Genomic DNA, 26,881 nt, shown 5'->3' with positions numbered 1-26,881 from the left:
AAAAGCAAATGTCCACATCCTTTTTTGTCATTCCGAGGGACTAAATGTCCCGAGGAATCTCTAACAAAAAAAGAGCATCCTTTAAGTTTTTCATGCCATAAGAATAATAAAAAAGTGGCACATGATTGAGAAAAATTTTGTCATAAAAGTTGAAAATCTCTGTAAAAGCTATAAAAAAATCAAAGCAGTTGATAATGTTTCTTTTTCTGTTAACAAAGGCGAAGTTTTTGGTCTTATTGGTCCAGATGGTGCTGGAAAAACCTCAATAATACAGATTTTAGCGGGGGTGCTTAAGGCAGATGGTGGCAAAGCCTTTGTCAATGACATAGATGTTACCAAAAATCCTGAGAAAGTTAAAGCTCTTATCGGCTACATGCCTCAGGGATTGGGACTTAATCTATATGACTCCCTTTCAATTGAGGAAAATATTGAGTTTTTCAGAGGACTTAGACTAATTCCTGATGAGGTATTTGAAAAAAACAAAAAAACATTACTTGAAATAACAAGGCTAACTCTATTTCTTCAAAGACAGGCAAAGGCACTTTCTGGTGGAATGAGACAAAAGCTTGCCCTTGTATGTACTCTGCTACATCTACCAGACATAATTCTTCTTGATGAACCAACAACAGGAGTTGACCCCCTTTCAAGGCAGGATTTCTGGAATATTATTCACGGACTTGTAAGACAAAGAGGTGTGACTGTTTTGCTTTCCACATCCTACATGGATGAGGCAGAGAGATGCCACAGGATTGCTTTAATGCATGAAGGAAGGATACTTCTTCAGGACAGACCTGAGGAACTGGGTAATCTGGAAAAGGTTTTCATAGAGAAAGTAGCAGAAGCAAAGCAAAAGGCTGAACTGAATATTAGTTATCCTTCATCATTCCGAGCCGAAGCGAAGCGTAGCCCTGAGCCGCAGGCGAAGGGTCTGCGAGGAATCTCCATAGAGGGTGGAAAAATTATCATTTCATGCCATTCAGTAACAAAAACATTTGGAAAGTTTAAGGCGGTTGACTCAGTTAACTTAGAAGTAGGGCAGGGAGAGATACTTGGACTTCTTGGACCAAATGGTGCAGGCAAAACAACTCTAATAAAGATGATGTGTGGACTACTTGAGCCAACAGAGGGAGAAATTAAAATTGCTGGCTATGATGTAAAAAAGGACAGAAGCAAAGTCTGGGGTATTATCGGCTATATGTCTCAGAGATTCTCTCTTTACAGAGACCTTACAGTAAAGGAAAACATGAGGCTTTATGCAGGACTTTACAGTGTAAAAAATAATGACTTCAGCGGAGTAATTGAAATGCTTGGACTGAAAGGATTTGAGGAAAGACTAACCAAAGACCTACCACTTGGAATAAGGCAGAGAGTTACTCTTGCCTGTGCACTTTTACATGAACCACCTGTATTATTTCTTGATGAACCAACAAGCGGAGTTGACCCAGTTGCAAGGAGAAGTTTCTGGAAGATTATTTTTAAGCTTTCAAGAGACAAAAATGTAACAGTGATTGTTTCAACTCACTACATGGATGAAGCTGAAAACTGTGATAGCCTCTGTCTTATGCATCGGGGAAGAGTAATAGCAGAAGGAAGCCCTGAAGAAATAAAGAAAAACTCTGAAAAAATCTCTGGAAGCCTTATTCAGATAAAGAGTGAAAGATTTATGGAAGTGTATGATTTACTCACGAAAAATTTTAAAGAAATCTCAATCTATGGTAGTAAAATATTCATAAGAAGCTTTGAACCTGAGGTTACCCAACAAAAGATCAATGAGACATTAAAAAATGCAGGGATTAAACAGTTTGAAACCACCCTTAGTCATGTTCCCCTTCAAGAAGCCTTTGTTGATTATATAAAGGAGAGTGAAAAAGATTAGGATTTTTGAATAAAATCCAGAATATGTTTGACATATTCAATAAAGTCGTCTTTATTTTTTCTGATTAAATTCAAGAGGAGATCCAGATCAATTTTTTCGTATCTGTGAACAAGCCTGTTTCTCAATCCAACAACTGGTGCGATTTTTTTTGCGAAAGACTCTGGAAGAATATTATTTTCGGCAAGAATCAAGAAACTACTTTGAAAGTCATTGGGTAATTTTAATGGGTGATATCTCACAATATGATTATTAATATCAATAATTTCATCTACAATGAGCTGAATTACTCTTTCTATAGCTCTCAATTTTATAAAATCCTCTTTTATTTCTGAATCAGAGAAGGAAAGTATCTGTTCAAGCTCCTCGTAATATGATTTAATCAGAAAAAGTTTTGTTTTTATGAACTCCTTATCAATCACGGGCAAACTCTTTAAGTCTTTCATTCAATATTTCACGGAGTATTTTACTTTCCTCATATTCATGTAAAGTGGACAGTTCAGCTTGATATAGTAGAAAACTATCTTTTACAAACAGGACATTATAATTATCAAAAATTTTCTTTTTAAGTAATGGTGAAGCAGTTTTTAAATCAACAAGATCAATGTTTTCAGTCCTTAGGATAGAGGAAAGTTCAAAGATGATATTTATTTTTTCATCCTCAGAAAGCACATGATCTGCATATACAGCTATATCAGTGTCGCTTTCAGATGTATCTTTGCCTTCAGCCTTTGAGCCAAAAAGCAGGATAAAATGGATTCTGAATTTTTTTGCCAGTTCCTCAAATTTTTCCCTGTCTGAAGCATTCATATTTAAAGTATATCATAAGCCAACTAAATCAATACTGCTGTCCTCAATTTCAAACATCCTTCTACTGTCCCCGATGATTATTTTAGTATGGGATTTCATGTATTTAAATTGATTTATTATATCAAAATTCATTACTCTAAAACCTATGAAAATGCCCAAACGTCTGCTTGCCATACTTAAGAAAGAGTTCAGGGAATTACTTCGTGACCCTCTTTATCTTAGTTTGGCTCTTTTTGTGCCTGTAGTAATCATGTTACTGATGGGATATGGATTGATTCTTGATGTAAAGAACATTCCTGTGACATTTCTTGATTTTGATCGTTCAGCTTTAAGCAGGGATTATAGATACTCATTTACAAACTCGGAGTATTTCAGGTTTTATGCTCTTATAGATAGTTATGATGAAGCTTATGAGTTAATTCAATCAGGTAAATGCAGAGTTGTTGTAGTGATACCTCCTGATTTTTCAAGGAAACTTTATAGCGGACAGAAAACTCAGGTGCAGTTTCTCATTGATGGCTCATTCCCATCTCGTGCAGAAGTAATAAAAGGATATGTATCTGCAATTAACAATCAGTTCAATCAAAAAATTCTTGAAAATTATACTTCAATGAAGGGAATGTCAATAAGTTTTCCAATAGAAACTGAAATGAGAGCCTGGTATAATCCAGCACTTGAAAGTAAAAACTTTATACTTCCTGGAATGCTTGTCATAACTCTTATGTATTACCCTGTCTTGATTGCCTCATTGGTTGTTGTTAGGGAAAAGGAGTCAGGCAGTATTTTTAATCTTTACTGTTCACCTGTAAAAAAATGGGAGGTTGTCTTTGGTAAAGCAATTCCTTACATAACTGTATCTTTTCTCACATATATCATACTTTTCATTATCACAGTTGTTTTTTTTAAAGCAAAATTTATTGGAAACTTTTTCTTACTTACCCTTGCTACTCTGCTTTATCTTTCATGCACAATCGGAATCGGGATATTTATATCAATGATAGCAAAGACTCAGATTTCAGCAATGCTTATTGCATTCTTGGGCACAATTACACCTTCATTTATGTATTCAGGATTTTTCTCACCAGTTACAAGCATGCCACTTACAGGTCAAATAATGAGCAAATTTATTACTGCAACATACTTTATCGGAGTTGTAAGAGGGGTATATCTTAAAGGACTTGGGTTCAGTTACTATCTGCCTAATCTTCTGTCACTTTTTCTCTATGCTGTTTTTGTATATTCTTTAACAATTCTATTTTTCAGGAAAAGAATAGGATGAGACTTCTTTCACTTATAAAAAAAGAGATGACCCATCTTATGCGTGATAAGGTTTTACTTTTTATTCTTCTATGGGGATTCACAGGCATGATATATACTGCGGGGCATGGAGTATCAATGGAAGTAAGAAATTTTCCAACAATTGTTTATGACATGAGCCATAGTCCTGAAAGTAGAGAACTGATTAGCAGGTTTCAAAAACCCTATTTTAAAATCCTTGCCTTTGTCCAGACTGACAGAGAAATCATTGATTGGCTTGACAGCGGGAAAGCCTCCATGGCTGTTGTAATTCCACCTGATTTTAAAAGAAAGATTGACAGTGGAGGAGCAAAAATTCAGGTAATTATTGATGGAACTATGTCTATGTCAGCAACTATGGCTGTTGGTTATGTATCATCAATAACATATAACTATGCCATAGAGGTTTTTGAAAGAAAAATGGGAATAACTAATAGATTCTTCAATGAAATTCCATTTATAGATGAAAGAACAAGGGTTCATTTTAACCCAAATATTTTAACGGCATGGTTTATGAGCCTTCTTGAATTCTTTAATGTAACCACTATGGTTTCCCTTCTTGTAACTGCAGCAGCCCTTGTAAGAGAAAAGGAATACGGAACCATTGAGCAGCTTCTTGTAACACCTGCCAGGACATGGGAGATATTTTTTGCAAAGATAACTCCTACAATCTTTGCAGTGGGGGTTCTGTCTTTTTTAAGCATTTTTTTCGTGATTAAAGGAATTTTTAAAGTTCCAATAAGAGGTAGTTTATTTTTGTTTTATCCTGTGATGCTTTTTTATGTTTTCACCATGTCATCCTTAGGTATAGCCATTGCAACTGTTGCGAGAAATCTTGCTCAGTCAATGATGCTTATGCTTGTAATTCTTACACCAATGCTTATGCTCTCAGGTGCATGGACACCTCCAGAGTCAATGCAGCCTATTATGCAGTATTTAAGCCTTGTTTCTCCAATGAGATATTTTATTGATTTCGGCTACAGTGTGCTTTTTAAGGGAAACGGAATAAAATATGTTTGGCATGATATAGTGGGAATTGTATTTCTTGGTGTTATTCTATTTGGTTTTTCCGTTTACCGTTTCAGAAAAACCTTTGCTAAGTAAAATTAAGTGCTTTCTAAAAATTCTCTTAAAGTTATTATTCTGATACCCTCATATTCTCTAAGTGATAACAATTCTTTATCACCTGAAACAATCATATTTGCTTTCGCTAAAATAGCACATTCAATAATTTTATTGTCTGCTTCATCTTGTAAAATATTAATCTTTTTATTGGAATGAATTATTTCTGCTATCTCTGTAAGAAAAAGTGCAGTTCTACTCAAAATTTCTTTATGATAATCAAATTTTTTTGAAAGAACCGAAAGAATCTCATCAATAATCTCCTTAGAAATAAAAAGTGTGTAATTTTCTCTTAATATTTTTAAAATAACTTTTTCTGCTAAACTGCCTGGAATAACAAAAGCTGAAATGTAAATATTTGCATCAAAAATTACTCTCAAGAAAGATACCTTTTTTTCAACTTCCTTTGCTAAATCAAATGGAAGAGAAATCGTTTTTTTTTACTACTTTTGGCACATAACACCTCCCTTCTGGTATGAGATAATCATACCAGATTTAAAAAATATTTAAAAAATTTATGCAAACTGTTCCTGAACCTTCTTTCCCAATTAAGCCAATTACAATTATTGTGTTCATGACTGTCTTATTGTTTACATATTTATAATTGCAACTGTCGGCTCAAGACATCTATTTATCACTGCTGAACTTACGCCGCCAAAAATTAAACTTTTTAATGCAGAGCGACCTTTTCTTCCCATGATTACAAGATTGTAATTATGTTCCTGTATATCTCTGACGATTTCTTCAGCAGGTAATCCAACGAGGATTTTAGTTTTAATCAATTCAGGAGAGATACCTTCTTTAAGAAAAACATTTTGGGCTTTTATGAGAATATCTTTTGCTTCTTCCTCTGGGTCTATACCCTGTCGTATTCTTTCAAGATATAAAGAAATATTGACTACTCGTAAAATGGTAATTTTTTTTATTCCTTTAACAAATTTTGCAAGACATGCACCATGCTCAACTGCTTTCATAGAATATTCCGAGCCATCAACAGGAATAAGGATATAAGGAACTGGGCAATGATTTTCTTCATAAATTTTTTGTCCTACGATATATATATTTTGATTTTTTAGACTGCAGATAACTTTGTTTGAAACACCGCCAAGAATAAGACTTTTTATTTCTGACATACCCCTTCGGGACATCATGATAGCAGAGAATTTTTGTTCCTTTGTAATTTCAATTATTTTGTTTCCTGCATCTCCTTCTTCTATTTCTTGTTTTATTTCTCCTTTAAAACCTGCTTCTTTTAATATTTCTGCATATTCATTTAAAAAAGGCTCAATGAATTCTTTAATATATTTTTCTTTGCTTTTTTTAAAAAATTCATAATCCTTAATATCCTTTTCTTTCAAATGTATACTTTTTAAAATTTCACTTAAATGTTGACCTGTAATGACATGAAAAAGAGTTACTTCAGGGAGAATATTTTCCATTTTTGAAAGTAATAATCCAGCAAAATTAACTGCTCTTCTTGAATGCTCACTTCTGTCCACAGGAAGTAAAATTTTTTCAAAAAAACATTTTTTCATTTTTATTCTCCTCCTCCAATAACTTTATATAAGGTTAATAGATTTGCATATTTTTGAAGCTTAAGGCTGTTAAGCTGCTGTTGTGCCTGAAACAAAGACCTCTGCGCATCAAGAACACTCATGTAGCTGTCAATTCCATTTTCATATCTTATTTTTGCAAGCCTGTAGGTCTCCCTTAGAGAGTGCACAAGAGATTCAATTGCCTGTAGCTGTTCATCTACTGTGCCTTTCACTGCTAAGGCATCGGATACTTCTTTGAAAGCTGTCTGAATGGTCTTTTCATAATTAACAAGAGCAAGTTGTCTTTCGACCTTTGCAGCTTCATGGGCTGCCCATACTCTTGCATCAAAGATTGGCATTATTGCCTGGGGCTGAATACTCCATGCCTTAGAGCCTGATTCAAACAATCCTGAAAGCTCAGCTGATGCTGTTCCAAAAAGCGTCGTAAGTGAAATCCTCGGGAAAAAAGCTGCTCTTGCTGCACCTATCTGAGCATTGTATGCCTTAAGTGTGTGCTCTGCTGCCATAATATCAGGACGATTAAGGAGTATATCAGAAGAAAGCCCTGGTGAAATATCCTTTGGAGAGGTTAAGACCTCAAGTCCTTCTGGCAAAAGTTCTTCAGTTAGTATCTCACCAGCAAGAAGGTCAAGGGTGTTTTTATCCTGAGCCAGTGCCTGAGTATATCGTGCTACAGCTTCACGGGCTGTATCTACCTGTGTCCTCACTCTGTGAAGGTCTATTTCTGAGATTACTCCAACTTCATATCGTTTTTTCATTAATTCATAGTATTCCTGCTGATTTTTAAGGGTTTCTTTTGCCAGTTTGAGATTCTCTTTATCTGTTGCATAGGTATAATAGGCAGTAGCAACAGCAGAAATAAGAGAGAGTCTTGCTGCCCTGTGAGTTTGTTCTTGGGCAAGATACTGCTCAAGTGCCATTTCTTTTAGACTCCGAAGCCTTCCAAATAAATCAATCTCCCAAGAGGTAATCCCAAGACTTACACTGTATTTAGAAGTTGTCTCTGCCCTGCCTGTCCGTGAAAGGTCTGCAGGGGTTCTCTCTCTATAACCCGTGCCTATTGCATCCACTGCTGGAAGAAGCTCTGCTCTTTGAATACCATAGTAGGCAGCGGCTCTCTCAACATTAAGGGCTGAAAGTCGAAGGTCTCTATTGTTAGATAAAGCTTTTTCAATTATTTTCTGAAGTTTTGTTTCAGTGAGAAATTCATTCCATTTAATTTCTGTTGCTTTTGGTGATTTTTCATAATTAATGGAACTGTAAGCATCACCTTGAGGCCATTCTTTAGGCACAGGTGCATCAGGTCTTTTGTATTCGGGAATCATTGTGCAGGAAAGAAGCAACAGGGATAGCATTAAAATTAAGGCTTGTTTTGTCATTCTGAGCCTGCAAAGCAGTCGAAGAATCTTTTCCTTAATCTTTCTTAACTTCATTTCACTGTCCTTACTTTGAAGAGCTTCAAAATAAGCACGAAGAAAAGGGGAACAAACACTATGCTTACGAAGGTTCCTGCAAGAACTCCACCTTCAATGGCAACTCCGATTGCATTCATCGCTCCTGAACCTGCGCCTCTTGCTATGGCAAGTGGAAGAATTCCAAAGAAAAGTGCAAGGGAGGTCATTATTACCGGTCTATATCTTATTGTTGCTGCCTCAACTGTTGCTCTCTGAAATTCCTCTCCCTGCTTGATTCTATCTCTTGCAAACTGAATAATAAGAATTGCATTTTTTGACGAAAGCCCCATTGTTACAAGAAATCCTATCTGAAAATAAACGTCGTTATAAAGTCCCATAAGCCATGTTGCTACTGCAGAACCAAATATACCAAGAGGAAGCAGTATTAAGTTTGTAATAGGAATTGTCCATGACTCATAAAGGGCTGCAAGGCATAGGAAAATGACAAAAACTGAGAAACCATAGAGAATTGGTGCCTGTCCTGTGGCAAGTCTTTCCTGATAGGATGAACCTGTCCATGCATAACCTACTCCCTTTGGAAGTTTTGAGACGATCTCTTCCACTGCTTTCATTGCCTCTCCTGAACTTGTCCCTGTAGCAGGCTCACCCCATATATTCATAGAGGGAAAGCCGTTGTATCTTTCAAGTCTCGGTGAACCATAGATCCATTTGCCCGAGGCAAAGGAGGAAAAGGGAACCATTTTCCCATCGTTATTACGCACATAAAGGCGGTTCATATCTTCTGGTAGCATCCTGTAAGGAGTATCTGCCTGCACATAAACTCTTTTAACTCTCCCACCTTTTATAAAGTCGTTAACATAGCTGCTTCCAAAGGCTGCGGATATGGTGTTATTGATTGAATTAATAGGCACGCCAAGTGCTCCAGCCTTCTGCCAGTCTATATCAACCTTATACTCGGGGATATCATCCATACCATTGGGTCTTACATTTTTAAGTCTTCTGTCCTGATTGGCAAGATACAAGAACTGATTTCGTGCTTCCATCAGTTTCTGATGTCCAAGCCCTCCCATATCCATAAGTTGAAGGTCAAAACCTGTTGCATTACCAAGCTCTATAATTGAAGGAGGAGGGAAAACAAATATCATAGCTTTCTTATTCTGTGAAAAATGCATCATTGCCCTTGCCTGAATAGCCTTAACCCTCAGAGTTGAACTATCTCTTAAATGCCAGTCTTTAAGCTTTATAAATGCCATCCCTGCAGACTGTGCCCTGCCTGAAAAACTCATACCAGCGAGTGTAATTATTGAATCTACTGCATCTTTTTCTTTTTGTAGAAAATAATCCTTCACTTCAGACAAAATCTCTTCTGTTTGCTCAAGAGTTGAACCAGAAGGCAGAATGACCTGTGCAAGCATCATCCCTTGGTCTTCCTCAGGCAAATAGGAAGTAGGAAGCTTCATTAGAATAATCCCTAACGCCACAACAATGATAATGTAAACACAGATATAGACAGGCACTTTTCTGAAGGAGTTTTCAACTACCTTTGTATAAACAAATCGGGATTTGAAGAAGAAGCCATAAAATTTTTCATAAATCAAGTTAAAGTAGTAGAAAATATTTTTTCTTTCCCTCTGCTTTTCACTGTGAGGTCTAAGAAAGGTAACACAAAGCACTGGTGCAAGGGTAAGAGCAACAAAAACAGAAAGCAACATAGCAGAGATAATGGTTATGGCAAACTGTCTGTAAATTATGCCTGTTGAACCTGTAAAAAATGCCATTGGTGCAAAAACAGCAGAAAGAACCACACCTATTCCTATCAAGGCACTGGTAATCTGTTCCATTGATTTTATGACAGCCTGCCTTACAGGAAGCTTCTCCTCACGCATTATTCTCTCCACATTTTCCACTACAACTATAGCGTCATCAACAAGAAGCCCAATTGCCAGCACCATGGCAAACATGGTAAGCATATTTATTGAATAGCCCGCTAATCCAAGGACGGCAAAAGTGCCAAGAAGCACAACAGGAACAGTAATTGTAGGTATGAGGGTGGCTCTCAGGCTTCCCAAGAAAAGCCACATTATGAGAAAAACAAGAACTATCGCTTCTATGAGTGTCTTTACAACTTCATTTATAGCAACCTTTGTGAAAGGCGTTGTATCATAGGGATAGACAACCTTTACACCCGCTGGAAAATTTCTGCTTAATTCATTTATCTTGTTCTTTACTTTATCAGCCACATCAAGGGCATTTGCTCCTGGAAGTGGTCTTACAGCTAAGGCAGCAGCGGGTTTACCATTGTAAAAAGCCTCTATATCGTAATAGTCTGTGCCGAGCTCAACTCTTGCAACGTCCTTTATCTTTACTGATGAACCATCTGGATTAATTCTTACAGGAATTGATGCAAACTCATCGGGCTCTTTAAGCATGCTCTGAACGATTATAGGAGCATTAAGTCTCTGCCCTTCCTTTGCTGGCGCACCTCCGAGCTGTCCGCCTGAAACCTCCACATTGTAAGCTTTTATTGCTGAAATTACATCGCTTATTGTAAGCCCATAGCTCACAAGTTTGTGAGGCTCTATCCATATTCGCATTGCATAGGGAAATCCAAAAGTTTCAACCTCTCCAACACCCTCTATTCTTGCAAGAACTTTTTCTACATTGGATTTAAGATAGTCTCTCAGGTCATAGGCATCAAGCCTTCCATCCTCTGAAATGAGTGAGACAATCAAAAGATAGTTTCTTGTTGCCTTACCTACACTTATTCCTGTTTTCTGAACAGCCTCTGGCAGGCTTGGCATAGCAAGCTGAAGCTTGTTCTGAACTTTTGCCCATGCAAGGTCTGGGTCTGTGCCTGGTTCAAAGGTAAGCTCTATTCGACAAGAACCTGAAGAGTCACTCACAGCAGACATATAGAGGAGTCTGTCAAGTCCTGTCATTTTCTCTTCAATAATCTGCGTGACACTGTTTTCAACTGTTTCAGCAGAAGCACCAGGATAGGTTGCCTGGATATAAATAGACGGAGGAGCTAAGGATGGATACTGGGCAATAGGAAGATTGTAAATGGCAAGGCAACCAGCACCCATAATAGCAATGGCAATAACCCATGCAAAGACTGGTCTTTCAAGGAAGAATTTAGATAGCATTATCTGCTCTGCTCCTTCTTTTGTTCGGTATAAGGCACAGGTTTAACTTGTGCACCAGGCATTATTCTTTGAACTCCCTCAATAACAACCTGCTCACCCACCTCAAGTCCCTCTGAGACAAGCCATCTGTCACCTATAGTACGGTCAACCTGAATTGGCCTTATCTGAACCTTGTTTTCTTTGTCAACTATATACACAAAGGGATTACCCTTTGTATCACGAAAAACAACTTGCTGAGGGACAAGAATAGCTTTTTTGTTAATACCTTCCCGTATAACTGCCCTTACAAACATTCCAGGAAGCAAAATACCCTTTGGATTTGGAAATATTGCCCTCAGAGTAACCGAGCCTGTTGTCGGGTCAACAGTTACATCCTTAAACTGCAATGTTCCTTCAAGAGGATAGTCTGTTCCATCTTCAAGAATGAGCTTAACTTTATTCTGCTCTTTGCCAGCATATTTAAGCCTTCCTTGCTCAAGCCTTTTCTCAAGCTCTCTTAGTTCTTTTGTTGACTGAGGAATGTCAACGTAAATTGGGTCAAGTTGCTGAATCCTCGTGAGTTCCTGTGCCTGATAGGCAGTGACAAGAGCACCTTCTGTAACATTTGATTTGCCGATTCTTCCTGATATAGGAGCAGTTATCTTTGTATATCCGAGATTAATCTGAGCGTTTCTTACCTGTGCTTTCAATGCCTCAATCTCAGAAAGGGTCTGCTCATACTGAGCTTTAACATCATCAAACTCCTGCTTGCTTATGGCATTTACCTTTATGAGTTCCTGATAACGCTCATATTTTGCCTTGACTGATTGAAGATTTGCCTCTGCCCGTGAGAGTGCTGCTTTGGCATTGTCATAGGCTGCTTTGTATTGAGCAGGGTCAATCTGATATAGAACCTCTCCAGCCTTAACATTGCTTCCTTCAGTAAAGTATCTTTTAAGAATTATGCCGCTTACCTGAGGCCTAATCTCAGCAATCTTATAGGGAGACGTCCTTCCAGGAAGCTCTGTGGTAAGAAGAATCTCCTCTGTGTCTATTTTAATAACCGATACTTCAGGTATCTGAGGCATGGGCTTTTTCTTTTCACATCCTAAAAGAAATAAGGCAAACAAAAGTGGAAACAAAATTAACATTAACTTTATCCGCATTCTAACACCTCTTTATTTAAGCTTCAACTTTTTCTGCCATTCTCAGCATAGCTTTTTATTTTCCTCATGTCATTCTGAGCGCGAGCAAAGCGAGGGCGAAGAATCCCCTTTTACTTTCAGCAACCCATTGAAAATAATCTTTACGCATTCATCGGGGTCAATGAGATTTTCAGGATCTTCAACCACTGACAATACATATCCTCTTATGATATGCATTATCAGCTTTGCAGCCTCCTCTGAGTTATATTCTTTAAACTCATCTAACTGAACACCTTTCTCAATTACACCTTTTAGTAATTTTTTTTGTTTCTCAAAAAACTCCTTTTTAATTTCCATTCCGAAGGTAAAACCCAGTTCTCTGGTATGTATAAGTATTAATTCTCTATTTTCTGTTGCATGCGCAATAACACTTTTGACATACTCTTTAAGTGCTTCTTTAGAACTTCTTACTCTGTTCAAAATAGAAGAGAGCTTTAATTCTAAATCTTTTATTTTTTCTCTCATTAAAAACAGGAAAAGTTCTTCCTTATTCCTAAAATAAAGGTAAACTCCTCCAACACTTATTTCTGCTTCCTTTGCAATCATTCTCATAGTAGCACCACTGTAGCCATACTGGGAGAATACTTTTATGGCTGCATCAATTATTCTTTTCTTTGATTGATATCCTGAACGCCTGCTTATGTTAACTACCTCCAATTTTAAAAATTACTTTTTAGATTTCTTTTATAAGATATTGCCATACATTTCTTTCAAAAAAACTTCCCTCAACATTTTCTTCCATCTCAAGAAACATTTTAAAAGGAACAGTAAAAGTAAGGAGATTATCTCCAAGCTGTTTTTTTACATGTGTTCTTGCTGAAAGGTCTGTAAGACCAATAACCGCTCTCTGGAAATCTGATTTTGCCTCTCTATATGCGTATATTCCCATTGTTTGACAGCCTGCACCCCATGGAACTATTACATTCTCAAAACTTTCTCTTCCATAACTTGCAAGAACAACGAGGGCAGAAAGCTGAGGAGGATTTACAGGAAATACTATAACTATTGGCTCCTCTTCGTCTAAATTTACTTCCTTTAAAGGTTTAAAAATAACATATTTTGTAGGAATCTCAATGATAGGTAACTGTTCAACAAATTTTTTAACATGTTCAGGAGTTTTTAAATATCTCTCTCCTTCAAGAAACTCCTCATAGAATTCTTTAGTTACATGGGGTTTAATTTGTTCAGCTACATTTTTCCCAATCTCCCATTCTTTGTTACCTGATGAAAGGAAATAATAAAAACATTCTATTCCTCCAACCATATCTAAATATGTATTACCAAAACCAAGACCAACGCCTCCACCCCAGCAACCGTACGTGTTTCTATCAAAAACAACTATTTTACCTTTTACAGCATTTGCAAACAACCACATAACGCATCCCCATTTACCTTCTTTAAATTGCAAGGCATTTTCTGGTCTTTTATCTGACCATATGATTGCCACAGGATTTAATTCCATTTTTAAAGCCTTTGCTATTTTGCTTTCCATATTTCAGCCCTCCTTTCTTATATGAGACTGTTCAAAATTTCCCAGTTTCTTATAAATCAAGGAATTAGAATTTAATATTTTTCATTTACCTCCATCTGTCATTCCGAGGAGCGTTAGCGACGAGGAATCTCCTCTTTCCGATTTAAGGAGGAGACCCTTCGCTTCGCTCAGGGTGACCCTAAGGGTCAGATTCCTCGCACCCATTGAGGGTGCTCGGAATGATCATTAGTAATTGAACATCCTCATTTATTTCAAAAATTTTAGTTCTTCATTTTGTACTCATACAACTGAACATCTGTTCATGTGAACTAATGTTCAGTTTATCAGAAAAAAATTGATTATGTCAAGAAAGTATTGAACTCTTATTAAAAAATAGGTTACACTTCATTATAAATTGCTTTATAAATTTTAAGGAGGGCATTATGGATACAGCATTAGTAGTAAGCGAGAAAAAAACAGGCGGAGATACAAAAATTCTTCAACTTGTCACTTTTACTCTTGGTGGTGAAGAATATGCTGTTGATATCCTTAAAGTTCAGGAAATAAACAGAATGAAAGAAATAACAAGAGTTCCAAATGCTCCATACTATGTTGAAGGAGTGATTAATCTTAGAGGTAAAGTTATTCCTGTTATTAGCTTAAGAAAAAAATTTGGATTGCCTGAAGAAGAAGAAACTTCAAAACAGAGAATTATGATAATGGATATTCAGGGTATAACTATCGGACTTATTGTTGACTCAGTTTCTGAAGTTTTAAGAATATCAACTGATATAGTTGAGCCACCACCTCCGATGACTTATTCTGTAAGTTCAGAATTTATATGGGGTATTGCAAAACTTGAAGACAGGCTTATCATATTGCTTGATATGGATAAACTTATTGGCAAAGAAGAAACTGAAGGAATGGTTGAGGCTACAGAAAAAGCGGCTATTGAGGGATAAATTTTCTATTTCCTTTGCCTCGCCAGCATGGTTTCATAAATTCGTCACGGAAAGAATATATTTTCCCGTTTGATATGTTATGAATTGACCTTGCGATGAGAAAAAGTTCTCCATTTTTTGAAAAAAACTTTGCACCATGCACTACTACTTCATCACCAAGTTTAAGTTCTATTTTTTCCTGCGCAATATACCAGCCTGGAGCTGTCAAAACATGATATATTTTATCTTGCTTTAAAATACCTATCACTATAGGTCCATGCTGTCTTTGAATAACTTCAGCAATTTTACCTTTAATAGTTATTTCTGTATTTAGATCATAACTTTCCTCAAATTGCTGAGCCATTGCAAATTTTCCTATGGTTATTAAGAAAAACATTATGAATATACTCCATCTCATCATTTTAGCCCTTTAAAAGGGGGCTTTATGCCCCCTTTATTTTTACCATCCACAGATTCTTCTGATATTTAAGCCTTTTTTACCACCGGGTGCATATGGGAGACCCATTTCATAAGCCTTTTTGTGCATTTCAACTCTTAAGTTTGCTCTTTCTTGCTCTTTTTGCTTGATAGCATTCCAATCAGGATTTGGCTGTGCCCAGAGGGTTAAAAGCTCTCCTCTTAGTTGTAAGTCTTTCTGATAAAGTGGTTGAACTTCCTTGCAATATTGCTGTGCTTTAGCAGAGTCAATGCCAGGAGGATACTGAGGTCCCATCATTCCTTTCTGAGCAAAGGATACACCAACTGCAAATACTGTTAATATAGCCATTAGTGTAAATACTGTTAAAAACTTTTTCATCTTTAAGCCTCCTTAAATTTTTAATAGAGGGGCAAAGCCCCTCTTATTTTACCAACATTTACCACAATTTCCAAATCCGTGCATTCTACCAAATCCTGGTCCATATCCAATTCCGTATTCCTGTGCTTTCTTCTGAAACTCTGTCATAACTTTTGCCATTTCCTGTTTTTTCTGAGATATAGCATTCCAGTCAGGATTTGGCTGTGCATAAAGCTGCATCAACTCTCCTCTTAATTGGAGCTGCTTCTGTCTGAGAGGGAGCGTATCATTATAAAAATTTTGAGCTTTTTGAGGATCAACTGACGTATAAGCAGGACAACCATATCCACTATACCCAGCACCTTTCCATGCGTAAGCTGCTCCACCTATCAGTGCAACTATAAATGCGACCACCATTATCATTGTAAGTGTTTTTTTCATCATCCTTCACCTCCTTTCATGAATTTTTTTTATTTATTAAATAACAATTTATATGCCAGAATTGAAATGCTTTGAATTTAAAAGGATTTTTAAAATTATTAGTATAGAGAAGACTTTATTTTTGCAAAAATTGCATTATTTTTTGCAAATTTTGCAAAGCTCATTGGAAATAAAAGCAAAATCCTCAATTGAAAGTTCTTCGGGTCTTTTTATTGGGTTTATTCCAATTTTTATTAAAAACTCCTTAGGTTCATCAATAATTGATTTCAAAGAGTTGGATATCATTTTTCTTCTTTGCCCAAAAGCTGATTTTATAATTTTGAAAAAAAGTTTTTCATCTATCACTTCAACAGGTGATTTATCTCTTCTGTCCATTTTTATTACAGCAGATTCAACCTCAGGAGGAGGATTAAAAAAACTTGCAGGAATATAAAACTTTATCTCAGCCTGTGTATAATACTGAGCTATTATGCTTAAAGCAGAGTAAGCTTTTGTAGATGGTTTTGCTGCCAATCTCTCTGCGACTTCTTTCTGAATGGTAAGAGTCATAGATATTAGATTCTTTAGTTTTAGAAGTTTGAAAATTATAGGTTTTGTAATGTAATAAGGGATGTTAGCAACAACTTTAAATTGTCCAATTTCTTCGTATGGGAATTTTAAAGCATTCTCATTGATAAGCACAAGATTCTCTTTTCCATAAAATCTCTCTTTAAGAATTTTATAAAGAACAGGGTCAATTTCTATTGCAATTACTTCTTTAGCATTTTTTAATAGAATTTCTGTTAAATCTCCCATTCCAGCTCCAATTTCAACAACTTTGTCATTGCTATTGATTTCTGAAACTTTTACTATTTTTTCAAGAATCTCAGCATTTCTTAAAAAATGCTGTCCAAGTTTTGGTTTTTTCTTGCTTATAGTTTTATGCATTTTTGATCTTTATTTTCTCTATTTTTATTTTGAGAGTTCTATTTTTGTAATAAACAGATATGCTTGAAGGCATATTAAGTGTAGTGCCATCTTCAGTTTGAATTTTTTTATATTCATTATAGATGATTAATATTGTCTGATTATCAACAGTAAGGGTTTGTTTTAAAGGCATAAAGCCATCTTTTTTTAAAATAATAATTCTTTCTCCATCCTTTAAAAAAAAGTTTTCAGAGTCTTCACTTACTGTAAAATTACCATTCCACCATATAAAGCCTTTTCTGATTCCAATTGCGAGTTGCTTTAATCGGTCTTTTTCAATCAGAAGATTTGATGAAACTTCTCCATTTTCTTCATAAATCTCACCTGCTGGAAACCCCATATAGTAAACTCTTAGCAGAAGCTCATTCTTTGAAATCCTTAATGAGGCATCCCCATTTAACACACTGTTTTTTGTTTCATACTGAAGATTTAATACTCCCTCAAGAGAATCATAAATCTGCATTTTTTTAATGAAATCTGCAATATTTTCAGCATAAAATTCCTTGACTGTAATAGGCTTTTTTTCAGCACAGCCCCAAAATAGAAAGATAATCAGGCTAACTGCCAATAATTTCAATAAGTTCATTTATTGACCCTACACCTTTTATTTTTAAATTGAATTTTTCTTTAAGTCTTTCAAGATTACTCTTAGGTATTATGGCATGTTTCATTCCTATTCGTGAGGCTTCTTTTAGTCTCATTTCTGTTTGAGAGATTGCTCTAATCTCTCCACTTAATCCAACCTCACCAAAAATAACCATTCCTTCATGTAAAGGAATATCTCTGAAAGAAGAAACAATTGCTGAAATAACAGCTAAATCAGAAGACGGTTCTGTAATTTTAAGTCCACCGACAACATTTACAAATATGTCTGCTCCTGCGAGATTAATTCTGCCCCTTTTTTCTAAAACAGCTACAAGTAGATTAACTCTCTGATAATCAACTCCAATAAAATTTCTTCTTGGCATACCAAAGTTTGACGGAGCAACAAGTGCCTGTATTTCTGTAAGAATTGCTCTTGTTCCTTCTATAGTTGCTGTGATAGCAGAACCACTGTTTTGAGAATGCTCGGAAAGAAAAATTAGTGAAGGATTTTCCACCTCAATTAATCCTGTTCCTGTCATCTCAAATACACCTATTTCATTTGTTGGTCCGAATCTGTTTTTTACGCTTCTTAAAATTCTGTATGCATATCCTCTGTCCCCTTCAAAATAAAGAACTGTATCTACAAGATGCTCAAGCACTCTCGGACCTGCAATTGCTCCTTCTTTTGTTACATGTCCTATAAGAAAAACAGGAATACCTTTCTGTTTAGCAAAATTTATGAATTTTGTAGCAGACTCCCTTATCTGACTCACTGAACCCGGTGCTGACATAGCCTCTTCTGTATAAACTGTCTGAATTGAATCAACTACTAAAGCATTCAATTCTTCTTCTGAAGCCCAATCAAGAATTTTTTCCACAAGGGTTTCACTGAGAAGAAGAATATTTTCTGAAATAGCTCCAAGTCTTTCAGCCCTTAATTTAATTTGTGTGAGAGATTCCTCTCCTGATACATAAAGAACCCTACCATATTTTTTCGCAAGATTATCAGTTGCTTGTAGCAGTAGAGTGGATTTTCCAATTCCAGGATCTCCGCCAATTAAAACAAGAGAACCTCTTACAACTCCTCCTCCAAGAACTCTGTCAAGTTCTGAAATGCCTGTTGATAGTCTGTCTGAGAGAGTGATTTTGATTGAACTAATAGGAACAGGTTGAATATCTTCTAAAGTTTTCAATCTCGCTGTTTCTGCTTTCTTACTTATGCTTTCAGCTTCTATAACTTCTTCAACAAAACTGTTCCATGCTCCGCAATCAGGGCATTTGCCTATCCATTTAGGTGAAATATATCCGCAACTTTGGCATTGAAAAACTCTTTTTAATTTTGGCTTCATGAGTTAATGATAATTTATTTTATTTACTTTTTACAAAACTTGGAAAACCTTTTAGTTTTCTCTCCTTTGAAATTAAAAGTAGATGTCATAAGTATTTTCATTTAAATAAATAGTCATTCTGAGCATGGTTAAATGCTCAGAATGAATTCCGTGAGTAATCGTCCACCTCTGTTTGTTATTCTGAAGCTCTGAAAAAGGTGAGCAATCTATTTTTTTAAGATGTATGAGCCTCTTTTATACCTGTTATAAATAGACAATTACCATAAGCATAGCTCCTGTAATAACACACATGAGCAAGACAGGTACTAAAACTGCTTTGATAAACTGCGCTTCTTCTTTTCCACCTACTCCTATTGTTGCAGCAGCATTTGTTATTTTGGACGGTGTTATAGCGGATGCTATACCTCCACCTACTGCATGAGCAGCATAAATCCACATAAAAGCATTTGCTCCAACTGTTGAAAGAGTTGCTTCCCATTGAATCTTTGCAAAAAGAACATTTGAAGCTGTCTCACTTCCACCAACAAAGGCTCCAAACAATCCCAAAAACGGAGCTATAAAGGGATAGGCAGGACCAAAAATATTTGCAAGTGTTATTCCTATTATTCTATCCATGTTATATTGGGCAAAATACTGTGATGGAACAAGTTTTCCATTAACCACCTCCATTGCAGACCATGCCATAATAAATGCTACAGCAAAGAAAAGAGAGTATGCAAGAAAAGGTCCCCATATTCTTGTTATCCAAAGTTTGAAAACATTGCCTAATTGTTTGCCTGTTGGTTTCAATATAAATATTGAAATAAATGAAACAACCATTATCCAGAACCATACATTTCCGAGAATATTCAAGTCTTCCTTTTTATCTGCTATGATTCTGATTACTTCTGTCTGACCTAAAATGTTTTCAAGATTCATTTTTAAAGAAGGGATATTCACAATGAGAGATATTATTATTAGCAAAATAAATGGTAGGCAAGCTTTGAACATTTCTTTATTAAAAGGAAGATTGGTATCTGTTGCTCTATTATTATGCTTGCGATAAATAAAATAAACTGTAATCATGGTGATTAATCCTGATATAATTCCTATTATCTCTACAGGAAGAATTCTGAAACCAGCAATTACTAAAGCAGAACCTGATAACACAAGCCCTGAAATCAATGCTGCTTTCCAGTTTTTCTTTATAGCTTGTTTCCCGCCAACAACTTTCAACATTAAAAAAGCAAATATTATGGATATAACAGGTAAAAGAACCGTTACTTTAAAAGTATAATCCCAAATAAATTCATTTAAATTTTCTATTCCTGGAGGTTTAATGCCAAATGCCATTGCAACTTTTGAAGGTAATGTTAAAGGAATTGTAAAAAGAGCAAATGAAGTAAGAGGGTCATAACAGAGTATGCTTACACCAATGGCTGCAATAGGAGAGAATCCTAGCAATAAAAAAATTGGTGGAAACATTGCAGGAGTTACCATACCCAATGATGTACTTAAAGAACCAAATCCCATACCAATGAAAAGAGTCTGCTCTTCTTTGTTTCGGGCAATTCCTTTTACGTATTCAATAATTTTCTTTAATGCTCCTGTTTCTCTCATTAAAAATATAAGAAACATTGTAAAAACAACAGCAAGAGAGATTCCAAATGCTTTAACAATTCCTGTTAGTGTGGCACCCATTATAACATTCCATGGAGTTTTAAAGTAGTAAGCAGCTACAATTACAGCAAGAATCCATCCAATAACAGAAACAAAACTGCCTGAACGATAAAAAACAAGCATACCGATCAGAACAACAAGAATCGGGAAAAGCGATAAAAAGAAATCCATTTTAACCTCCTACGAATAATTTTTGTTATAAACTTTATATGTATGGGTTTTACCCAGATAAGATGCTGGCAGAGAAGGACAGCTCCATTTCACCTGGACTTTTAAGTCCTTTCGGGAGTTTGTTGCCTCTCTGCCTAAATCATGATAAGTTGGTTGGGCTTTGTAGCCCTCGTCATCATGGAGGATTGGTAGGCAGATGCCCTTCTCTGCTTTATTACTTAAATTGGAGGTGCCCATATGAGCAATTTTAAAGTTTTTGTCGGTATTGATATCTCCAAAGAAAGTTTCTCTGCCTGTGCTATCCACTCCCCAGAGGAAATCATCTTTGAAGAAAAATTCCCTATGGACTCCCACGGATTTAAGGCTTTTATCCGCAAACTTAGTGCTTTCCCTAAGGAGTCTATTCTTATCGGTAAAGAATCCTCTGGCTGCTACTATGTGAATCTCTTTGTCTACCTCAGTAACAAAGGTTTCAGTTGCGTTGTTCTTAATCCTCTTATCGTTAAAGGTGTTCAGAGTATGGAAATCAGAAAAACCAAGACTGACCGCTCCGATGCCCGTAGAATTGCCTTTGCTCTTTATACTGCTCAACATAGCCTTCCTCAGAAGTCCTTCCTGTCTCATGAGTTTCGTGAGCTTGCTCGTGAAAGAGAAAGACTCTCTCAGCAGATTGCAAGGCTTAAAAATGATATCGAAAAAGCTCTGGTTGTCCTCTTCCCTGAGCTTGAAAGAAGAGTAAATATCTACACTGAAGGCATCCTGAGGCTTCTTGAAAAATATCCTTCTGCATGGGCACTTAAAGCTGCTAAAACCTCTGATATAGAAAGACTCCTTTGCTTTAAGAGGGGTAGAGCACTGAGTGTTACTGCTCAACAGATTAAACAATGGGCTCAAGACTCTATTGCTCAGTTCTTCCCTGTAAGAGAGATACTTCTTCAGAGTAAGATTAAAGAGCTTTTCTTCCTTGAAGAGCAGCTTGAGGTAATTACTGAGCAACTTAAACGTTCCTGTGAGGAAGCAGCCCTCTGTCAGGATATTGAAATTCTTAAATCTATCAAAGGAATAGGTGACACTACTGCAATGCATTTTATTGCTGAAATTGAAAATATCAATAGATTTAGCTCTCCGAAGAAACTGATTGCCTACTGTGGAGTTGACCCCACGGTTTATGAATCTGGAAAGTTCAAAGGTAGTAGCAGACTTTCTAAAAGAGGGAATAGACATCTCAGAAGAGTGCTCTGGCTTATGGCTGTCTCTGTAGTGATGTATAACAGTTACTTCAGGGAGTACTTTAACCGTAGAAGGCAACAGGGACTTCCTTACAAGAAGGCAATCCTTGCTGTTGCTCATAAGCTTTTGAGAGTAATCTATGCTATGCTTAAGAAGAAAACAACCTTTAAAGTTTCTCATTTGCCTTCACCATGTATGTAAGGAGGTGCATTTTTCATAGTTGACTCCAGAAAAGTTTTGAGAAATTAAAAAACGTGATATTTTAAACAATTTTTTATAATAAAAATCAACCCATGTTATAATTTTAGATAAGTATAAAAGGGAGGAATTATGAATCGTACACTGCTTTCTATTTTAAAAATCCTTTCAAAAGAAAATAAAATTATTGGTTCAAAGGAAATTGCCAAAAAACTTAAAATGTATGGGGTAAATTTATCAGAAAGGACAGTAAGGTATCATTTAAAAATTCTTGATGAAAGAGGACTAACAAAAGTTTATGGAAAAGAAGGAAGAAGAATTACTGAGAGAGGCAGAAAGGAACTTGAAACAGCAAGTACAGTTGAAAAAGTTGGTTTTATAATAAATAAAATTGAGACCTTAAGCTATCTTTCAGATTTTGATATAAATGCTATGAAAGGCCGTCTTATTTTAAATATCACATATATACATAAAAATAAATTTAGAAAAGCTCTTAAAGCAATGGAGAATGTTTTTACTTCTCCTTATGTTATGAGTGATAGAATTCTTGTTCTTGAGAAAGACAGCGAAAACATACTTGTGCCAGAGGACCATGTATGCATTGGTACTGTTTGTAGTGTAACTTTAAATGCTATTTTATTAAAACATGGCATTCCTATAATATCAAGATTTGGAGGGGTACTTGAAATAAGAGAAGGTGAATCATATAGATTCGGAGCACTTATAAGTTATGATGGTACTTCATTAGACCCTCTTGAAATATTTATAAGAGGTAAGATGACAGATGTTTTAGGAACTATAAAAAATGGTTTTGGTCGAGTCCTTGCAAGTTTCAGAGAGGTGCCGATTGTATGTCTTGATAAAGTGAAAGAGATTTACTCAATTATGCAAAAAAGAGGCTTTCAGGGAATAATGATGTTTGGCGAACCAAATCAGCCTCTACTTGATATCCCTGTAGGAATGGATAGAGTAGGTATTATAGTTGTTGGAGGACTTAATCCAATTGCTGCAATTGAAGAGAATAATATTCAGACATATACAACTGCTATTTCAGTTCTTTATGATTGTAGAGAACTTGTTGTTTTTGAAGAAGTTTTAGAAAAATTTAAATAGATGCAGATAATTACTACTCATCTTAATGCAGACTTTGATGCTATCGCATCCTGTATGTCAGCTAAAAAACTTTATCCAGAGGCAGTTGTTGTACTGCCCGGTTCAATGGAAAGGAGAGTAAAGCTTTTTTTTGAAAGTTTCCATCCCTTTGAAATAAAAAAAATTAAAGAGATTGAGCCAGATAAAGTTAAAACTCTGATAGTTGTTGATACAAGAAGTATTCAGAGAATTGGAGAACTCTCTCAGTTTTTAAAAAAAGGAGTAAAGGTTCATCTTTATGACCATCATCCAAGGGGTGAGGATGATATAAAAGCAGACTTTGAAATAACAGAGCAAATCGGAGCGCTTGCATCACTTTTTACAGAGATTTTTCGGAAAAAAAATATATCAATAACACCTCTTGAGGCAACACTTTTATGTCTTGGAATATATGAGGAGACAGGTTGCCTTCTTTTCCCGTCTACAACATCAAGAGATGTAGAAGCGGTGGCATATTTACTTAAAAGAGGAGCAAATTTAAATATTGTTTCTCAATTTCTTAAAGAAGAACTTTCAAGAGAAGAAATATTCTTACTTAATGAATTACTCAACTCTTTACAGGAGCATCTAATCAATGGAGTAAGAATTAATATAGGATATGGTGTTCAGGAAGAGCCTCAGGATATTTCTCATATTGCACACAAAGTAATGGATATTATTGACACAGAAGCTCTTTTTCTTATCATTGAGATGCAGGATAAAATCTTAATAATTGGAAGAAGTAATACCCCTCAGGTTGATGTTGGTCTGATACTGAGTCAGTTTGGCGGTGGAGGACATTGGGCTGCTGGTAGTGCTACTTTGAAAGAGATGCCTGTAACTTTATTGATTGAGGAACTTTTGAAATTTATAAAGGGATATATAAAACCTCAGAGCATTGCCAGAGATTTGATGACAACTCCTGTAATATCTGTGCAATGGAACAGAACAATAAAAGAAGTTGAAGAAATGATGACAAAATACGGGATAAATGCTATACCTGTGCTTAAAGGAGAAAGTTTTATTGGAGTAATAACCAGAGGAGTGGTTGAAAAAGCTATATTTCATGGACTTAAAAATTCAAAGGTTGTAGATTTTGCTACAACAGATGCTTATACAGCGGAAGAGGATACACCTTTGTGGGAAATAGAAAAAAATATGGTTGAACTCAATCAGAGATTTGTTCCAATTTTAAAAGAACAAAAAGTAGTTGGAGTGATTACAAGAACTGATATATTACGAAATTTATATGAAGAACTTATAAGAAAATTTAAGATTTCAAAGCCTAAGGAAGAATCTGAAGAATCCAGAAGAAATGTGGCGAATTTAATGAAAGAATTTTTATCTGAGGAAGTTTATGAAATCCTGCGCATTGCTGGAAATCTTGCTGAAGAGATGGGATCTGGAGCTTATTTAGTAGGTGGAACAGTAAGAGATCTCCTTATGAGAAGACCCAGTCCAGATATAGATATTGTAGTTGAAGGAGATGGAATAGCTTTTGCGCATGAACTTGCAAAAAAAATAGATGGCAAGGTGACTCCACATCCAAGATTTGCTACAGCAAAAATTTTAAAGGAAATAAAAAAAGATGGTGAAATAAAAAGATTTTATATAGACATTGCAACTGCAAGAACAGAATACTATGAATCACCAGCGGCTTTGCCAAAAGTTGAAACATCATCAATAAAAAAGGATTTATACAGAAGAGATTTCACAATAAATGCTCTCGCAGTTAAACTCAATACAAAAGATTTTGGATTGCTCATAGATTTTTTTGGAGGGCAGAGAGACATAAAAGATAAAAAAATAAGAGTGCTTCACAATTTGAGTTTTGTTGAAGATCCCACCAGAGCTATAAGAGCTATAAGATTTTCAGAGAAATTAGGATTTAAAATATCAAAACATACTGAAAATCTTATAAAACTTGCGGTTAAAATGAACATTTTTGAAAAGCTTAAAGGACCAAGACTTTATGAAGAGCTTATTTTATTATTAAAAGAAACTTTACCGCATCATTCAATAAAGAGACTCGGAGATTATGGTTTGCTTAAATTAATCCATCCAGCTATTGAAGAAAGAACAATTTATAATGATCTTGCGAAGGCTTATGAAACAATACAAGGCATAGAACTTCTTTTCTTAAAAGAAGAATACAGGAAAGAATTTATTTATCTAATGGTTATTCTTTGGAATCTTAACTTATCTGAAAGAGAAGAACTCCTTCATAGAATATGCGCACCTGTTAATATTAAGAGAGAACTTATTGAAAATATTAGTTCTGCTCAGAAAGCTTTGCAATTGTTTACTGCAGAGAACTCTCAGGAGTTTAATGTGCAGATATATAATCTTTTAAAGCCTTTGAATATAGAAACAATTATTTTGATGATGATTTATGCGAAGGAGTGGCAAAAAAAAGCAATTTTCAATTATTTAACAAAACTTAAAGACATAAAACCTTTAATAACAGGAGAAGATTTAAAAAAACTTGGAATTCAACCAGGACCAGTTTATAGAAAAATTTTAGAAAGTATACTAAGAGAAAAACTTCAGGGAAGACTTTTATCAAAGGAAGAAGAGATAGAGTTTGCAAAAAAGATTGGAAGCTGACAGAATTGTATGATATTATAAGTTTATGGTTGAGATGAACATTGAAGAAGTCAAAAAAATAATTAAGAATGAGTTGCCTAAAATTTTAAAGAGTGATCCCTCTTTCCGCAGGTATATTCTGCAAGTAACAAAACTGTATTATCCTCCCAAGAAAAAAACAGAAGACAGAATAGAACAGATTTATCAGCAAATCTTGCAGGTTGAAGAAAGATTTGAGAAAAAATGGGAAGAGTGGAGCAAGAGATGGGAAGAGACACAAGCAGAGTGGAATAGAAAATGGGAAGAGAGTCAGAAGAGATGGGAAGAGACACAAGCAGAGTGGAATAGAAAATGGGAAGAGAGTCAGAAGAGATGGGAAGAGACACAAGCAGAGTGGAATAGAAAATGGGAAGAGAGTCAGAAGAGATGGGAAGAGACACAAGCAGAATGGAATAGAAAATGGGAAGAGAACCAAAAAACAATTAATCAAATTTTACTGAGACTGGAAAAAATTGATAGAAGACATCTCTATACAATTGGGGCACTTGGTGCAAGATGGGGACTTTACTCAGAAGAGTCCTTCCGCAACGGACTTAAAGCAATCATTGAGGAGTCTTTCCGTATAGAAGTTATGAGATACATTGATTATGATCATACGGGTGAAGTTTTCGGTCATCCTGATCAAATAGAGCTTGATTTAATAATAAGAAACGGAATGGTAATTGCATGCGAGATCAAATCTTCTATGAGCAAATCTGATATGTATACTTTATGGCGGGAAAAGGAGTTTTACGAGAGGAAACATCAAAGAAAAGTTGATAGAGTTATAGTAATTTCACCTATGGTAGATCCTCGTGCTAAACCTGTGGCAGAAAAGCTTGGAATAGAGATTTATACCCATTCAGATGAATTCGTAGAGACTGAAGAAAAAAACATAGAAGATATAACCAAATAA

24 protein-coding genes are annotated in these 26,881 nt (G+C 35.6%); 8 read left to right on the top strand and 16 right to left on the bottom strand.

The annotated features are described in order from the left end of the window. Positions 1 to 121 precede the first annotated feature (121 nt). Positions 122 to 1,876, top strand: coding sequence for an ATP-binding cassette domain-containing protein (locus THEYE_RS07780; protein ID WP_012546649.1), 1,755 nt, complete (start codon positions 122 to 124; stop codon positions 1,874 to 1,876). Here the strand turns inward: THEYE_RS07780 and hepT are convergent. Both hepT and mntA read right to left on the bottom strand, forming a co-directional pair. Then, a complete protein-coding gene (gene hepT, locus THEYE_RS07775; protein ID WP_012545804.1) occupies positions 1,873 to 2,295 on the bottom strand; it encodes a type VII toxin-antitoxin system HepT family RNase toxin in 423 nt (140 codons plus the stop codon). The two genes, THEYE_RS07780 and hepT, sit on opposite strands and share 4 nt — an antisense overlap. Next, the gene (gene mntA / locus THEYE_RS07770) at positions 2,288 to 2,683 is read right to left on the bottom strand and encodes a type VII toxin-antitoxin system MntA family adenylyltransferase antitoxin (protein ID WP_012546076.1); all 396 of its coding nucleotides are present in this window, start codon (positions 2,681 to 2,683) and stop codon (positions 2,288 to 2,290) included. Before mntA ends, hepT begins: the two co-directional genes overlap by 8 nt. A gap of 145 nt (positions 2,684 to 2,828) precedes the next feature. Here mntA and THEYE_RS07765 point away from each other — a divergent pair, with 145 nt between their 5' ends. Next, complete coding sequence (locus THEYE_RS07765) at positions 2,829 to 3,962, top strand: ABC transporter permease (protein WP_012545696.1); 1,134 nt, start codon at positions 2,829 to 2,831, stop codon at positions 3,960 to 3,962. After that, positions 3,959 to 5,083 carry an ABC transporter permease gene (locus tag THEYE_RS07760; protein ID WP_012545052.1) on the top strand — a complete coding sequence of 375 codons (1,125 nt, stop codon included), beginning with the start codon at positions 3,959 to 3,961 and terminating at the stop codon, positions 5,081 to 5,083. The genes THEYE_RS07765 and THEYE_RS07760 overlap by 4 nt, the downstream gene beginning before the upstream one ends. 2 nt (positions 5,084 to 5,085) lie before the next feature. Here THEYE_RS07760 and THEYE_RS07755 read toward each other — a convergent pair whose 3' ends face one another. The 7 genes from THEYE_RS07755 to THEYE_RS07725 form a co-directional block, all read right to left on the bottom strand. Beyond that, positions 5,086 to 5,481 carry a putative toxin-antitoxin system toxin component, PIN family gene (locus tag THEYE_RS07755; RefSeq protein WP_012545933.1) on the bottom strand — a complete coding sequence of 132 codons (396 nt, stop codon included), beginning with the start codon at positions 5,479 to 5,481 and terminating at the stop codon, positions 5,086 to 5,088. Between the two features lie 210 nt (positions 5,482 to 5,691). Further along, positions 5,692 to 6,636: a universal stress protein gene (locus tag THEYE_RS07750; protein ID WP_012545334.1), complete on the bottom strand. Its 945-nt coding sequence runs from the start codon at positions 6,634 to 6,636 to the stop codon at positions 5,692 to 5,694. Positions 6,637 to 6,638: 2 nt separating this feature from the next. Next, on the bottom strand, positions 6,639 to 8,090 hold the full coding sequence (locus THEYE_RS07745; protein ID WP_200855661.1) for an efflux transporter outer membrane subunit: 1,452 nt from the start codon (positions 8,088 to 8,090) through the stop codon (positions 6,639 to 6,641). Next, positions 8,087 to 11,218: an efflux RND transporter permease subunit gene (locus tag THEYE_RS07740; RefSeq protein WP_012544956.1), complete on the bottom strand. Its 3,132-nt coding sequence runs from the start codon at positions 11,216 to 11,218 to the stop codon at positions 8,087 to 8,089. The genes THEYE_RS07745 and THEYE_RS07740 overlap by 4 nt, the downstream gene beginning before the upstream one ends. Further along, positions 11,218 to 12,363 (bottom strand): efflux RND transporter periplasmic adaptor subunit, encoded by a 1,146-nt coding sequence (locus tag THEYE_RS07735; protein ID WP_012545408.1) that lies wholly within the window; start codon positions 12,361 to 12,363, stop codon positions 11,218 to 11,220. The genes THEYE_RS07740 and THEYE_RS07735 overlap by 1 nt, the downstream gene beginning before the upstream one ends. A 69-nt stretch (positions 12,364 to 12,432) precedes the next feature. Then, a complete protein-coding gene (locus THEYE_RS07730; protein ID WP_012545597.1) occupies positions 12,433 to 13,059 on the bottom strand; it encodes a TetR/AcrR family transcriptional regulator in 627 nt (208 codons plus the stop codon). Positions 13,060 to 13,075: 16 nt separating this feature from the next. Beyond that, positions 13,076 to 13,894, bottom strand: coding sequence for a DUF169 domain-containing protein (locus THEYE_RS07725; RefSeq protein WP_012544947.1), 819 nt, complete (start codon positions 13,892 to 13,894; stop codon positions 13,076 to 13,078). Between the two features lie 422 nt (positions 13,895 to 14,316). On the opposite strand from THEYE_RS07725, the gene THEYE_RS07720 reads away from it, so the two are divergent. Next, positions 14,317 to 14,835, top strand: a complete 519-nt coding sequence (locus THEYE_RS07720; RefSeq protein ID WP_012545419.1) for a chemotaxis protein CheW — start codon at positions 14,317 to 14,319, stop codon at positions 14,833 to 14,835. Here THEYE_RS07720 and THEYE_RS07715 read toward each other — a convergent pair. The 7 genes from THEYE_RS07715 to THEYE_RS07685 form a co-directional block, all read right to left on the bottom strand. Continuing rightward, positions 14,822 to 15,211, bottom strand: a complete 390-nt coding sequence (locus THEYE_RS07715; RefSeq protein ID WP_012546030.1) for a MamS/MamX family magnetosome protein — start codon at positions 15,209 to 15,211, stop codon at positions 14,822 to 14,824. The two genes, THEYE_RS07720 and THEYE_RS07715, sit on opposite strands and share 14 nt — an antisense overlap. 63 nt (positions 15,212 to 15,274) lie before the next feature. Then, entirely contained in the window at positions 15,275 to 15,631 is a 357-nt protein-coding gene (locus tag THEYE_RS07710) for a Spy/CpxP family protein refolding chaperone (protein WP_012546564.1), read from the bottom strand. A gap of 48 nt (positions 15,632 to 15,679) precedes the next feature. Next, complete coding sequence (locus THEYE_RS07705; RefSeq protein ID WP_012545690.1) at positions 15,680 to 16,054, bottom strand: Spy/CpxP family protein refolding chaperone; 375 nt, start codon at positions 16,052 to 16,054, stop codon at positions 15,680 to 15,682. A 132-nt stretch (positions 16,055 to 16,186) separates the two neighbouring features. Continuing rightward, positions 16,187 to 16,978 carry a 16S rRNA (adenine(1518)-N(6)/adenine(1519)-N(6))-dimethyltransferase RsmA gene (gene rsmA, locus THEYE_RS07700; RefSeq protein WP_012546868.1) on the bottom strand — a complete coding sequence of 264 codons (792 nt, stop codon included), beginning with the start codon at positions 16,976 to 16,978 and terminating at the stop codon, positions 16,187 to 16,189. Then, positions 16,971 to 17,603: a hypothetical protein gene (locus THEYE_RS07695; RefSeq protein ID WP_028842469.1), complete on the bottom strand. Its 633-nt coding sequence runs from the start codon at positions 17,601 to 17,603 to the stop codon at positions 16,971 to 16,973. The genes rsmA and THEYE_RS07695 overlap by 8 nt, the downstream gene beginning before the upstream one ends. Beyond that, complete coding sequence (gene radA / locus THEYE_RS07690) at positions 17,575 to 18,951, bottom strand: DNA repair protein RadA (RefSeq protein ID WP_012545683.1); 1,377 nt, start codon at positions 18,949 to 18,951, stop codon at positions 17,575 to 17,577. Before radA ends, THEYE_RS07695 begins: the two co-directional genes overlap by 29 nt. A gap of 243 nt (positions 18,952 to 19,194) precedes the next feature. Next, positions 19,195 to 20,781, bottom strand: a complete 1,587-nt coding sequence (locus tag THEYE_RS07685; protein ID WP_012546296.1) for an L-lactate permease — start codon at positions 20,779 to 20,781, stop codon at positions 19,195 to 19,197. A gap of 237 nt (positions 20,782 to 21,018) precedes the next feature. On the opposite strand from THEYE_RS07685, the gene THEYE_RS07680 reads away from it, so the two are divergent. The 4 genes from THEYE_RS07680 to THEYE_RS07665 all read left to right on the top strand — a co-directional run bounded on the left by THEYE_RS07680 (position 21,019) and on the right by THEYE_RS07665 (position 26,881). Continuing rightward, entirely contained in the window at positions 21,019 to 22,212 is a 1,194-nt protein-coding gene (locus THEYE_RS07680; RefSeq protein ID WP_012544973.1) for an IS110 family RNA-guided transposase, read from the top strand. A 129-nt stretch (positions 22,213 to 22,341) separates the two neighbouring features. Continuing rightward, the gene (locus THEYE_RS07675) at positions 22,342 to 23,322 is read left to right on the top strand and encodes a DUF128 domain-containing protein (RefSeq protein WP_012546211.1); all 981 of its coding nucleotides are present in this window, start codon (positions 22,342 to 22,344) and stop codon (positions 23,320 to 23,322) included. Next, positions 23,323 to 25,947: a CBS domain-containing protein gene (locus THEYE_RS07670; RefSeq protein ID WP_012546426.1), complete on the top strand. Its 2,625-nt coding sequence runs from the start codon at positions 23,323 to 23,325 to the stop codon at positions 25,945 to 25,947. Between the two features lie 25 nt (positions 25,948 to 25,972). After that, on the top strand, positions 25,973 to 26,881 hold the full coding sequence (locus THEYE_RS07665) for a PD-(D/E)XK nuclease family protein (RefSeq protein WP_012545765.1): 909 nt from the start codon (positions 25,973 to 25,975) through the stop codon (positions 26,879 to 26,881).

Source organism: Thermodesulfovibrio yellowstonii DSM 11347 (genome assembly GCF_000020985.1).
In the GTDB taxonomy this organism is placed as follows: domain Bacteria; phylum Nitrospirota; class Thermodesulfovibrionia; order Thermodesulfovibrionales; family Thermodesulfovibrionaceae; genus Thermodesulfovibrio; species Thermodesulfovibrio yellowstonii.
This window is presented reverse-complemented; position numbering and strand designations above follow the sequence as displayed.